Origin of the sequence: Streptomyces sp. NPDC059002 (genome assembly GCF_042740435.1) — a bacterium.
Taxonomy (GTDB): domain Bacteria; phylum Actinomycetota; class Actinomycetes; order Streptomycetales; family Streptomycetaceae; genus Streptomyces.
The window spans coordinates 1-11816 of record NZ_JBHYJI010000109.1 but is presented as its reverse complement, the minus strand read 5'-3'; the positions used below and the strand labels follow the sequence as shown (position 1 = coordinate 11816).

At 70.3% G+C, this 11816-nt stretch carries 10 protein-coding genes; 3 read left to right on the top strand and 7 right to left on the bottom strand.

What is annotated here, in order from left to right; translation table 11 throughout:
* Window positions 1–118: 118 nt before the first annotated feature.
* The 4 genes from ACFWZ2_RS42565 to ACFWZ2_RS42550 all read right to left on the bottom strand — a co-directional run bounded on the left by ACFWZ2_RS42565 (window position 119) and on the right by ACFWZ2_RS42550 (window position 4700).
* Entirely contained in the window at window positions 119–1171 is a 1053-nt protein-coding gene (locus ACFWZ2_RS42565; RefSeq protein WP_384555181.1) for a LacI family DNA-binding transcriptional regulator, read from the bottom strand.
* A gap of 95 nt (window positions 1172–1266) precedes the next feature.
* Window positions 1267–2904: an extracellular solute-binding protein gene (locus tag ACFWZ2_RS42560; RefSeq protein WP_384555180.1), complete on the bottom strand. Its 1638-nt coding sequence runs from the start codon at window positions 2902–2904 to the stop codon at window positions 1267–1269.
* A gap of 48 nt (window positions 2905–2952) precedes the next feature.
* Window positions 2953–3816: a carbohydrate ABC transporter permease gene (locus ACFWZ2_RS42555; protein WP_384555179.1), complete on the bottom strand. Its 864-nt coding sequence runs from the start codon at window positions 3814–3816 to the stop codon at window positions 2953–2955.
* Between the two features lie 29 nt (window positions 3817–3845).
* Window positions 3846–4700 (bottom strand): ABC transporter permease, encoded by an 855-nt coding sequence (locus tag ACFWZ2_RS42550; protein ID WP_384555178.1) that lies wholly within the window; start codon window positions 4698–4700, stop codon window positions 3846–3848.
* Between the two features lie 380 nt (window positions 4701–5080).
* On the opposite strand from ACFWZ2_RS42550, the gene ACFWZ2_RS42545 reads away from it, so the two are divergent.
* On the top strand, window positions 5081–6052 hold the full coding sequence (locus ACFWZ2_RS42545) for a hydroxyacid dehydrogenase (RefSeq protein ID WP_384555183.1): 972 nt from the start codon (window positions 5081–5083) through the stop codon (window positions 6050–6052).
* A 928-nt stretch (window positions 6053–6980) separates the two neighbouring features.
* Here the strand turns inward: ACFWZ2_RS42545 and ACFWZ2_RS42540 are convergent.
* Window positions 6981–7583 (bottom strand): DUF305 domain-containing protein, encoded by a 603-nt coding sequence (locus ACFWZ2_RS42540; protein ID WP_384555182.1) that lies wholly within the window; start codon window positions 7581–7583, stop codon window positions 6981–6983.
* A gap of 29 nt (window positions 7584–7612) precedes the next feature.
* On the bottom strand, window positions 7613–8272 hold the full coding sequence (locus ACFWZ2_RS42535; RefSeq protein ID WP_384555177.1) for a DUF3105 domain-containing protein: 660 nt from the start codon (window positions 8270–8272) through the stop codon (window positions 7613–7615).
* A gap of 139 nt (window positions 8273–8411) precedes the next feature.
* Between ACFWZ2_RS42535 and ACFWZ2_RS42530 the strand changes: the two genes are divergently transcribed.
* Window positions 8412–8852: an RrF2 family transcriptional regulator gene (locus ACFWZ2_RS42530; protein ID WP_384555176.1), complete on the top strand. Its 441-nt coding sequence runs from the start codon at window positions 8412–8414 to the stop codon at window positions 8850–8852.
* A gap of 27 nt (window positions 8853–8879) precedes the next feature.
* On the opposite strand, the gene ACFWZ2_RS42525 is transcribed toward ACFWZ2_RS42530, so the two are convergent.
* Entirely contained in the window at window positions 8880–10088 is a 1209-nt protein-coding gene (locus ACFWZ2_RS42525) for a globin domain-containing protein (RefSeq protein ID WP_384555175.1), read from the bottom strand.
* A 304-nt stretch (window positions 10089–10392) separates the two neighbouring features.
* Between ACFWZ2_RS42525 and ACFWZ2_RS42520 the strand changes: the two genes are divergently transcribed.
* Entirely contained in the window at window positions 10393–11754 is a 1362-nt protein-coding gene (locus ACFWZ2_RS42520) for a glutamine synthetase family protein (RefSeq protein WP_384555174.1), read from the top strand.
* Window positions 11755–11816 lie beyond the last annotated feature (62 nt).

The window sequence follows — 11816 nt, the reverse complement described above, 5'->3', positions numbered from 1 at the left end:
CCCAATCAAGTGCGCAGGCGCGGTTGGCGGGGCCACGTTGAGACCGCGACTGCGGCTTCTTTGTGGTTGCTCGCGCAGTTCCCCGCGCCCCTGCCGGGGCGCATCCCCCCCGAACCGCTCAGCGGCCCGCAGGGCGCCGCCGCACGCTGTCGCGGATCACGATGTGCGTCCCGAGGAGATGCCGCTCCTGCCCCGCACGGGGCGACCCGGACAGCGCCCGGCGGACGGCCGTGCGGCCCATCTCCTCCGCGGGGATGTGGACCGTCGTGAGCCCGGGCGTGATGTCCGCGGCGACCGGGTCGTCGTTGTAGCCGACGACCGAGATGTCCTCGGGCACCCGCAGCCCCCGCTCGCGCAGCGCGATGATCGCCGCGGCCGCCGCGCGGTCGTCCCCGGCGAAGACCGCCGTGAACTCGGGCTTCCCCCCGGTCTTTTCGAGGAGGTCGCGCATCACTTGGTAGCCGTTGTTCTGCCCGAACCCGCCGCCGTACAGGAGGGCGTCCGAGCGCGGCACGCCGTGGTCGGCGAGCGCCCGCAGATGGCCGACGACCCGGTCGTCGCCGGTGGTGTTCCCGGGCTGGTAGCCGAGGAGCGCGATCCGCCGGTGTCCCGCGCCGAGGAGGTGGCTGGTGACGGCGTGGGCGCCCGCTTCGTTGTCGTACTCGACGACGAGGGCGGGTACGTCGGGCGTGGGCGCGGGCCGTCCGCACAGGACGAGCCGGGAGCCCGCCGCCGCGAGGGCCTCGGCGTAGCGCGCCATCCGCTGCCGGTACTCGTCGTCCTGGACGACGCCGCCCACCAGGACCACGGCTTCGGCGGCCTGTTCGCGCATCATCTGGACGAGGGCGAGTTCGCGGGCGGGATCGCTGCCCGTGGAGGCGACGAGGGTGAGGCGGCCCCGCTGGGCGGCCTCCATCTCCACGCCCTGCGCGACCTGCGCGTAGAACGCGCCCACCACGTCGAACATGAGCACCGCGATGGTCTTGCGGCCCGCGCCCGCCAACGCGCGCGCGTGCGCGTTGGCGACGTAGTCCAGGTCCTTGACGGCCCGGAGCACCTTGGCGCGCGATGCCGTGGACGTCGGGTAGTTGCCCGCGAGCACCCGCGAGACGGTCGCTACCGAGACGCCCGCCCGCGCCGCCACTTCGCGGATGGTGACCCGCTCACCCATGTCTCTCCCTCACCTGGCAACCGGCCTGATCCGGGGCGGAGTTGCCCCCACGGCGGCTCCGCCCCGGACCCATCATCCCGTGCGTTCACGGCCGGTCAGTGCGCGGCCTCGTACTCCTTGAGGAACTCCTCGGCGGACCGCTTGCCGCCCTGCGACTGCCACTTCTGGTGGACGGCGTCCCAGTCGGAGAGCTTCTTGCGGCCGGAGACGATCGCCGTGACGCCGTCCTCGACGATCTGCTGCATCGAGGCGCCCTGCCGGTTGTACGTGTCGGACATCAGGCCCCAGTGGTCGTCGGGCACGAGCAGCGGCACGACCTTCTTCTCCCAGGCGTGCAGCCGCTCGGTGAGGTCGGGGAAGCCGGGGAAGTACAGGGGCTGTGGCGCGTCCATGAGGTAGGGGAAGGGGAGGTTGGTCTTGGAGTCGACCAGGCCGAGCTCGGTGGCGACCGGGTCGCCGTCCTTGTTGTACGTGAAGTGGGTGCCCTCCACGCCGTAGTGCATCAGCTCGTACTCCTTGGAGCCGAACGGCGAGGCGAGCCAGTCCAGTACGCGCAGCATCAGCTTGACGCGGTCCTTGGAGGCCTTCTTGATGACGGTGTAGCCGAAGCAGCCGCGGTTCTGCTGGTAGACGGGCGTGACGCCGTCGACGGCGTAGGGCTCGGCGACGTCCAGGGTGAACTCGTCCTTGATTCCCTGGGCGTTGGAGATGACGGCGCCCCAGCCGTCGGTCATGGAGCGGACGGTGCCGTTGTAGAACTGGGTCTTCAGGTCCACCTGGGAGATCGAGGTGGCGTCGGGGTTGTACGAGCCGTCCTTGCGCATCTTCGCCATGAACTCGAGCGCGGCCCTGAACTCGTCGGTCCCGTACATGTCGGTGACCTTGCCGTCCTTGATCCGCCACTGGTTCGGGGCGCCGTGCCACATGGCGTGGTAGAGGTACCCGAAGAAGCCGACCGTGGAGGCGCCGAGGGCGAACTTCTTGCCCTGCGAGGCCTCTTGGGCCATGGCCTGGAAGTCGGTCCCGGACATCCCCGGCCGGTACCCGGCCTTGTCGAACGCCTCGCGGTTGATGAACATCGCGCCCTGCACCTTGGCGCGTTCGATCGGCAGGCCGTAGATGCGCCCGGCGATGTGGCCCATGCCCTCCCAGGCGTACGTGGGAATGTTGGCGAGGTTGGGGTAGTCCTTGACCGCGTCGCCGGACAGATGGTCGCTCAGATCCGCGCAGCGGGACTTCACGAACTGCGATTCCCTCGGCAGCACGTACCCGCCACCGAAGTTGATCATGTCGGGCAGGTCGTCGCCGGACATCAGCGTGGACATCTTGGCGCGGAAGTCGGCGTCCGGTACGACGGTGAACTCGACCTCGACGCCCAGCGCTTCGTTGACGGCCTGCCAGTACTTGTTCTGACCGGCCGGCTTCGGCGGGGTGCCGTAGGTGATCGTCATGACCTTGATCTTCTGCTTGCCGGTGCCCGGCTTCTCGGTCATCGCCCGTATCAGCTTCTCCGGGTACTTCGTATACCCGGGCTGCACGCCCCCGGCGGTCGGTGCCAGGTCGGGGGTGGGGCCCTTGGCGGGGGTGTAGGTCGGCCAAGGGGCCACCTTCTTCCCGGCGTTGGAGACGTTGCCGCCGCCGCTGGAGTCGGTGGAGCAGGCGGTGAGCAGGGACGGGGCGGCCAGGGCGGCGCCGCCGACGGCCATGGAGCGGAGCAGGGTGCGCCGCGACATCGAGGAACCGGACACGTGAATGAGCCCTTCTGTACGACGAGTTGGGGATCAGCTCTTGATGGCGCCGGTGAGCACGCCCTTGGTGAAGTACTTCTGGAGGAAGGGGTAGACGAGCAGGATCGGCACGGTGGCGATCACCAGGACGGCCATCTGCGTCGTCTGCGGGGCGGAGACCTGACCGGCCTCGCTCAGACCGGTGTCGGCGATCTGCGAGCCGCCTATGACGTAGGTGCGCAGGACCTGGGAGAGCGGCCAGTGGTCCGACTCCATGTAGATCGAGGCATGGAACCAGGCGTTCCAGTAGCTCACCGCATAGAACAGGGAGACCACGGCGAGGGCCGCCTTGGAGAGCGGGAGCACGATCCGCCACAGGATCTGCCAGTCCCCGGCGCCGTCGAGCCGTGCCGCCTCGTACAGCTCCTCGGGTATCCCCTGGAAGAAGCCGCGCAGCACGATCAGATTGAAGACGTTGATGAGCACGGGCGCGATCAGGGCGGCGTACGTATCCATCATCCCCATGCCCTTGACCAGCAGGAACGCGGGAATCATGCCGGGCGGGAAGAGAAAGGTGAACAGGATGAGCAGCAGCACCGGCTTGCCGCCGAAGACGCCGGGACGGGCCAGGGCGTAGGCGAGGAACGTGGTGCACGCGAGCGAGAAGAGGGTGCCCGCGACCGTCAGGGCGACGCTCACGCCGAGCGCCTTCGTGACGATGCCGCCCTCCAGGATGGTCCGGTAGGCGCGCAGCGTCGGATCGCTCGGCCACAGCACCCAGCCGCCGTTGTCCACGACCTCCCGGTTGGAGGCGAGCGACGTCGAGACGATCACCAGGAACGGAATCAGCACGAGCGCGAGTACGACGACGACGGCGACGCCCTTCGCGGCCCTGGTCGCGAACCGGGGCTTCTCCATCCAGGCTGGGCGCGCTGCTTGACTGGCACTCACTTGTAGACCCCCTGCTCGCCGAGCCGGTGGGCGACCCGGTTGGCGGTGAAGACGAGTGCCGCGCCGACGACACCCTTGAACAGACCTGCGGCCGCCGCGTATCCGGTGTCGCCGCCGACGATGCCCTGCCAGAAGACGAAGGTGTCGAGCACCTCGCCGACCTCGGGCCCCACCGACTGCCGCTGCAGCAGCATCTGTTCGAAGCCGACGGAGAGGATGTCGCCGAGCCGCATGATCAGCAGCAGGATGATGATGGGCCGGATGCTGGGCAGCGTCACATGCCAGAAGCGGCGCCAGGGCCCGGCCCCGTCGATGGCCGCGGCCTCGTACTGCTGCTCGTCGACCTGCATGAGCGCGGCGAGGAAGATGATGGTCCCCCATCCCGCGTCCTTCCAGATCACCTCGATCACCACGAGCGGTTTGTACGCGTCGGGGTTGCCGATGATGTCGACGGTGTGCAGCCCGGAGTCGCTGAGGAAGGTGTTCAACAGCCCCGTGTCGCTCAGCACTTGCTGGAAGAGCGCCACCACGACGACCCACGACAGGAAGTGCGGCAGATAGATCACGGACTGCGTGAAGCGGCGCAGCAGGTCCGAGCTCAGACTGTGCAGGAGCAGGGCGAGCGCCAACGGGGCCGGGAAGAAGAAGACCAACTGCAGCACGGCGATGAACAGGGTGTTCCACGTCGCGTGCCAGAAGTCCGGATCGCCGAACATCCGCGAGAAGTTCTCCGTGCCCACCCAGGGGCTGGCCCAGAGGCCGTCGAAGGGCACGTACTCCTTGAAGGCCACGGCGTTGGCGATGAACGCGCCGTAGTGGAAGACCAGGAAGTACACGAGTCCCGGCACCATGAGCAGCACCAGGAAGCGTGTGCGCTGAAACCGCTTCCACAGCTCACCGCGCCCGCTTTTCCTACCATTTGAGCCGCTATCGCTGCGCCCTGGCGGCTTCACCGCCTCGGTTTTCGCCGGGTCCTTCGTCACCGTCGGCACGGCAACCCCTCCGTCGTCGGAATAAGGTGCCCGGAATCTAAAGCGGTTACTGCCCTTGGTCAACCCCCTTGTCCTGCCTGTCTCTTGACCACCCTCCCGGATTGGTCCTAGCCTCCAGGCGCTGGTGAGTAACCGGTTACTACGAGGGATGGTCACGCGTGGCAGAACAGGCAGAGCAGGCGGATCAGGCGGATCAGGCCGAACGCGGCGACGGCGGCCCGCCGACCGCGACCCTGGCCATGGGCCTCGAGGTCGCGGACCGCGTGTTCCCGCCCGACCTCCGCGAACGGCTCGCGCGCAGCGTCGAGTTGACCCCCGGCATCCTGACCGGCCCGCTCACCACCCCGGCCGCCCACGAGGTGCTCTCCCGGACGGACATCCTGGTCACCGGCTGGGAATGCCCCCCGCTCACCGCGGACGTACTGACCCACGCACCCCGCCTCCGGGCGGTCGTCCACGCCGCGGGATCGGTCAAACCGATGGTCACCGAGGCGGTGTGGGACCGCGGCATCCTCGTCTCGTCGGCCGCGGACGCCAACGCGGACCCCGTCGTCGCCTTCACCCTCGCGGCCATCACCTTCGCGGCGAAGGGGGCGCTGCCGACCGCCGCGCACTATGCCGCGGGCTGGCCGTCGTTCACCGCGCGCACCGGGGCCGACGCGCGGACCATCGGCGTCATCGGGGCGTCCCGGATCGGCCGCCGGGTCATCGCGGCGCTACGGGCCTCCGACACGGCCTGCCGCATCCTCCTCACGGATCCGTACGTCACGCCCGACGAGGCGGCGGCGCTCGGCGCGGAGCCGGTGCCGCTCGCCGAACTCTGCCGGCGCAGCAGCATCGTGACGATCCACGCGCCCCAACTCCCCGAGACGCGCGGCCTCTTGAGCGAGGCCATGCTGAGCCTCATCCCCGACGGCGGAGTCGTCATCAACACGGCGCGGGGCTCCCTCCTCGACACGGAGGCGCTGGCGCGGGAATGCGGGGCGGGGCGGCTCGACGCGTTCCTCGACGTCACGGACCCCGAGCCGCTGCCCGCGGGGCATGCGCTGCTCCGCCTGCCGAACGTCCTGGTGACCCCGCATGTCGCCGGGGCGCAGGGCAGCGAGGTCCGACGCCTCGGCGAGTACGCCGTCGCAGAGGTCGCCCGCGTGGTCCGCGGCGCCCCCCTCCAAGGCCGCCTCCTCCGCGAAGACCTCCCCCGCCTGGCGTGACGCTGCGCTGTGCTTGAACCCCAGCCCACCCTCACCCGCACCGCCCCTGCGCCCCCCGTGGCTTGCGCCCCCGTCCTCGCCCCCTGCACCGTGGGCTGTGCCCACCCGTGCCGCCCTGCGGCACGATTGCCCACAGCGGCGGGCCTCCGGCGGCGCTGGGGGGCACAACCGAGCGACCGCCGGGCCACCCCCTGCGCCCCCGCCTGCCCCGTAGCTTGCACCCCCGTCCTCGCCCCTTGCACCGTGGGCACAGCGGCGGGCCTCCGGCGGCGCTGGGGTGGGTGGGGGAGGTGGGGGGCACAAGTAAGCGACCGCCGGGCCGTAGCCGCGAACGCGGTTGAGGGGGGGACCTCAGGGGGCGTGGTGGCGGTGCGCCTCTCAGCGGGAGCGACCGCCGGGCCGCAGCGGAACCGGTATGGCCCGCCCGCCCGCAGCTCCGCGCCGCACCCTCCCGTAGGGGCAACAAGCCCGCCGCTCCGCGGCGGATCGTCCCCACCCGCCCGCCCGTTGCTCTGCGCCGGGCCCGTCCCGTAGGGGCGGTCCGCAGCGGAACCGGCAGGGGCCGTCGGGCCGCAACGGAACCGGCACGGCCCACCGGTCCGCAGCGGAACCGGTATGGACCACCGGCCCGCAGCCGCGAACGAGACGGGAGGGGACGTGGCGGTATGTCCGCCCGGAGCACGTGAGGCCACGTGCCGAGGGGGGTGACGGTGGCGGTGCACCGGGATAGCGAGGACGGACATACCGCCGCGGCCCCGCCCCACGGAAAACGGAGCGAACCCACGAGGACGGAATCCCCGCCACGCCAGCCCCCGCCCCACGTCAGGCGGAGCGAACCCACGAGGACGGAATCCCCGCCACGCCAGCCCCCGCCCCGCCCCACGACGAGGCGAGGCGAGGCGAACGCCGGGCACCCGCACCGCGCCCCCTACGCCTTGGCGCCCCGCGCCTCAAGCAAGGACTTCATCAGGGAGATCTCCGACTCCTGGGACTCCACCATCCCCCGAGCCAGCCGCCGTTCCACGGAAACCCCGCACCGCTTCACGCACCCCTCAGCCATATGCACCCCACCCCGATGATGCCGAGTCATCAGCTGGAGATAGAGGACCTCCGCCTTCTTCCCGCTCAGCTTCCCGAGCCGCGCAAGCTCCGCGTTCGTCGCCATCCCCGGCATCAGCGCCCCGTCCTTGCCGGGAGGCATGTCCCCCATGCCCATCCACTCCATGGGCGCCCCTTCGGGAACCTTCGGCAGCTCCCACAGATCCAGCCACCCGAGCAGCATCCCGCGCTGATTGGCCTGGGTCTGGGCGATGTCGTAGGCGAGCCGCCGCACCTCCTCGTCGTCGGTGCGGTCCCGCACGATGTACGACATCTCGACGGCCTGCTGATGGTGGACGGCCATGTCCCGCGCGAAGCCCGCGTCGGCGGACGAACTCGCGGGTGTACCACCGGAGTCGGAGCCGTCCGTGACGGCGACGGCGGCCGTGACGCCGCCCGCGACGAGGACGGCCGCCGTGAGGGAGCCGACGATCCAGTTCGTGCGCGGGGCCGTGCGGGGGCTCACTGCGCCAGACCGTTGGTGCAGGCCGCACCGGGCTCAGGGGTCTGCTTGCCCTGGACGTACTTGGAGAAGAACTCCTTGACCTTGGGGTCGTCCGCCCCGGTCACGGTCCGCTGGTGGGCCCACGCGGTCAGCATGACGGGGTCCTTCTGCTCCTTGACGGGGCTCATCAGGGAGTACGGCGTGGCCTTGACCTTGGCTTCCAGCTTCTTCAGGTCGGCGGGCTTGGCCTTGTCGTTGTAGGTGACCCAGACGGCCCCGTGCTCCAGGGAGTGCACGGCGTTGACCTCGGGGAGTTCCTTCTTGTAGACGTCGCCGTTGCAGTTCATCCACACCTGGTTGTGGTCACCGCCGACCGGCGGCGTCATCGGATAGTCGACCTTCTCCGTGACGTGCGTACGCCCGAGCTTGCCCCAGACCTTCTCGCCGTCCGCACCGACCTTGGCCGAGGGCCACGCCTTCGCGTCGGACTTCGAACCGTCGTCGTCGGACGCCTTGGAGATGAGGACGAACCCGCCGACGCCGAGCGCCGCGACGACGACCGTGCTGACCGTGATCGTCAGCACGCGTCCCCGTCGTTCGCGTGCGCGGTCCGCCCGGCGCATCTCCTCTATCCGGGCTTTGCGGGAGGCGTTGCTCGTGTTCTTGGCGGAACCCATGGTGTGTCCTTCTGCGGAAGAAACGATCGGGAACGAACGGGGCGGAGAACAAGTCCGCTGATCGTAATGGCCCCGGGCGACGCGGCAGTAGGGCCCACCGAAATTTGAACCCGGAATGCGCATTACCTACGCTCGCGGCATGCGCCTCATGCGATCCACCGACCTGGCCCTGCGCGCCCTGATGCGCCTGGCCGTGGCGGGCGACAAGGCGCCCACGACGCGCGAGGTGGCCGCCGACATGGCGGTGCCGTACACGCATGCCGCGAAGGTCGTCGCGGAGCTGCAGAAGCTGGGCCTGCTCGAGGCCCGCAGGGGCAGGGGCGGCGGGCTCACGCTGACGGAGGCGGGCCGCACCGCGTCGGTGGGCGCGCTGGTGCGGTCCTTCGAGGGCACGGGCGACGTGGTGGACTGCGAGGGCGCCACGCCCTGCCCGCTGAACTCGGCGTGCCGTCTGCGCGGCGCGCTGCGCAGGGCCCAGGAGGCGTTCTACGCCTCGCTGGACCCGATCACGGTGGCGGACATCGTCGGGTCCCCGACGGGCCCGCTGCTCCTGGACATCACCACGCGCGACGACGCCTGAGCCCTCCGGGATCCCGCCCGCCGGTGCTCAGTCGCGCCCCAGCCAGAGGTCGGGCCCGAACACTTCGTAGTGGATGTCGGCGGGGGCCACGCCCCGCCCGATGAGCTGGGCCCGTACGTCCCGCATGAAGGGCAGCGGCCCGCACAGGTACGCGCGCGTGCCGGTCGGGAGGGGCGGCAGGGCGGCCAGGTCGACGCGTCCGGTGAGCGCGGCGGGGTGCCCGGGCTCGGGCCGCTCGTAGAAGAAGTGCGCGGCGGCGTCCGGGAGTTTGCCGGTGTACGCCGTGTGGTCGGCGCGCAGCGCGTGTGCGGCGGGGGAGCGGTCGGCGTGCACGACGGTGACGGGTGCGCGGTGCCCGGCGGCGGCCAGCTGCTCCAGCATGGCGATCATCGGGGTGACGCCGATGCCCGCGGAGGCCAGCAGGAGCGGGGTGCCCGCGTCGGTGTCGTCGAGGACGAGATCTCCGTACGGGGCGGAGAGCCGCAGCACGGAGCCTTCGGTCACGCGCGCGTGGAGGTAGGCGGAGACCTCGCCGTCGGGCGTGCCCGCGGCGCCCCGCACCCGCTTGACGCTGATCTGCCGCAGCGGCGAGCCGGGCGCCGCGGAGAGGCTGTACTGCCGTATCTGCCGGGCGCCGTCGGGCAGTTGGACCTGCACGGAGACGTACTGTCCGGGACGGAAGTCCGGTACGGGGCCGGGCGCGACGGGGCGCAGCTGGAAGGTGGCGACGTCCGCGGTCTCCTCGATGCGGCCGACGACCCGCCACTCGCGCCATGTGTCCGCCGCCGTGACGCCCTGCTCGGCGTAGAGCCGCGCCTCGACGGCGATGAGGGCGTTGGCCATCAGCCAGTAGACCTCGTCCCAGGCGGCGGCGACCTCGGGGGTGACGGCGTCGCCGAGCACCTCGGCGATGGCGGCGAAGAGGTGCTGGTGGACCACCGCGTACTGGTCGGGGGCGACGCCGAGCGAGGCGTGCTTGTGCGCGATGCGGCGGAGCATCGCGTCGGGCCGCTCGTCGGGGTGCTCCACCAGGTACGTCGCGAAGGCGGCGATGGACCCGGCGAGGGCCTGGCGCTGGGTGCCCGCGGCCTGGTTGCCGCGGTTGAAGAGGTCCCGCAGCAGCTCGGGGTGGGCTTCGAAGAGCCGCCCGTAGAAGCGTTCGGTGATGTCGCCGATGGCTCCGCCGACGACGGGGAGGGTGGCGCGGACGGTCGCGGCGGACGGTTCTGACAGCAACGGGACTCCTCGTGGCCGGGCGAGAGGGGCTGATTGCTGCCCCCTTGTCTGTTTCTGACCGTATGAAAGTTGCATCTGAGATGCAAGTTATAGGGCGATGGGCCGGGAGAGCCGGCGGAGTGCGGGCGGCCCGCTGTTACAGAGGCGCGGTTCAGCAGGCACTATGGGCACAGGGCGGCACGGCACGGGCGGGTACGCGATCTGCAACGCGCTCGAAACGGTGTGGTGGGATGCTCATGTGCCCCGATGTGTCCGTGGCGCGGGCGCAGGCGGCCTGACCAGCAAGGATGGGTGGAAGCGGAAGATGGACAAGCAGCAGGAATTCGTGCTCCGGACTCTCGAGGAGCGCGACATCCGGTTCGTACGCCTGTGGTTCACGGATGTCCTCGGCTTCCTGAAGTCGGTGGCCGTGGCCCCGGCCGAGCTGGAGCAGGCCTTCGACGAGGGCATCGGCTTCGACGGCTCGGCGATCGAGGGCTTCGCCCGGGTGTACGAGTCCGACATGATCGCGAAGCCGGACCCCGGCACCTTCCAGGTGCTGCCGTGGCGCGCGGAGGCCCCCGGCACGGCCCGCATGTTCTGCGACATCCTGATGCCGGACGGCTCCCCGTCCTTCGCGGACCCGCGCTATGTCCTGAAGCGGGCCCTCGCGAAGACCTCCGACCTGGGCTTCACCTTCTACACCCACCCCGAGATCGAGTTCTTCCTCCTGAAGGACAAGCCGCTGGACGGCTCGCGGCCCACCCCCGCCGACAACTCCGGCTACTTCGACCACACCCCGCAGAACGTGGGCATGGACTTCCGCCGCCAGGCCATCACGATGCTCGAATCCATGGGCATCTCGGTCGAGTTCAGCCACCACGAGGGCGCGCCCGGCCAGCAGGAGATCGACCTCAGGTACGCGGACGCGCTCTCCACTGCGGACAACATCATGACGTTCCGCCTGGTCATGAAGCAGGTCGCGCTCGAACAGGGCGTGCAGGCCACCTTCATGCCCAAGCCGTTCTCCGAGCACCCCGGTTCGGGCATGCACACGCACCTCTCCCTCTTCGAGGGCGACCGCAACGCCTTCTACGAGTCGGGCGCCGAGTACCAGCTCTCCAAGGTCGGCCGCTCCTTCATCGCGGGCCTCCTGAAGCACGCCGCCGAGATCTCCGCGGTCACCAACCAGTGGGTGAACTCCTACAAGCGCATCTGGGGCGGCTCCGAGCGCACGGCCGGCGCGGGCGGCGAGGCCCCCTCGTACATCTGCTGGGGCCACAACAACCGCTCGGCGCTGATCCGCGTCCCCATGTACAAGCCCGGCAAGACCGGCTCCGCGCGCGTGGAGGTCCGCTCCATCGACTCGGGCGCGAACCCCTATCTGACGTACGCGGTGCTCCTTGCCGCGGGCCTCAAGGGGATCGAGGAGGGCTACGAGCTGCCGCCCGGCGCCGACGACGACGTATGGGCCCTCTCCGACGCCGAGCGCCGCGCCATGGGCATCGAGCCGCTTCCGCAGAACCTCGGCGAGGCGATTGCGCTCATGGAGCGCAGTGAGCTGGTCGCCGAGACGCTCGGCGAGCACGTCTACGACTTCTTCCTGCGGAACAAGAAGCAGGAGTGGGAGGAGTACCGGTCCGAGGTCACGGCCTTCGAACTCCGCAAGAACCTGCCGGTTCTGTAGGGCCCCGTAAGGGGCGCGGGGAACTGCGCGAGCAACCACAAAGAAGCCGCAGTCGCGTCTGC

Excerpts from the sequence above, each read along its gene's own strand:
- ACFWZ2_RS42560 (WP_384555180.1), bottom strand. The coding sequence starts at position 2,904 with ATGTCGCGGCGCACCCTGCTCCGCTCCATGGCCGTCGGCGGCGCCGCC.
- ACFWZ2_RS42535 (WP_384555177.1), bottom strand. The coding sequence starts at position 8,272 with ATGGGTTCCGCCAAGAACACGAGCAACGCCTCCCGCAAAGCCCGGATA.
- ACFWZ2_RS42555 (WP_384555179.1), bottom strand. The coding sequence starts at position 3,816 with ATGGAGAAGCCCCGGTTCGCGACCAGGGCCGCGAAGGGCGTCGCCGTC.
- ACFWZ2_RS42520 (WP_384555174.1), top strand. The coding sequence starts at position 10,393 with ATGGACAAGCAGCAGGAATTCGTGCTCCGGACTCTCGAGGAGCGCGAC.
- ACFWZ2_RS42530 (WP_384555176.1), top strand. The coding sequence starts at position 8,412 with ATGCGCCTCATGCGATCCACCGACCTGGCCCTGCGCGCCCTGATGCGC.
- ACFWZ2_RS42565 (WP_384555181.1), bottom strand. The coding sequence starts at position 1,171 with ATGGGTGAGCGGGTCACCATCCGCGAAGTGGCGGCGCGGGCGGGCGTC.
- ACFWZ2_RS42550 (WP_384555178.1), bottom strand. The coding sequence starts at position 4,700 with ATGGTGCCGGGACTCGTGTACTTCCTGGTCTTCCACTACGGCGCGTTC.
- ACFWZ2_RS42545 (WP_384555183.1), top strand. The coding sequence starts at position 5,081 with ATGGGCCTCGAGGTCGCGGACCGCGTGTTCCCGCCCGACCTCCGCGAA.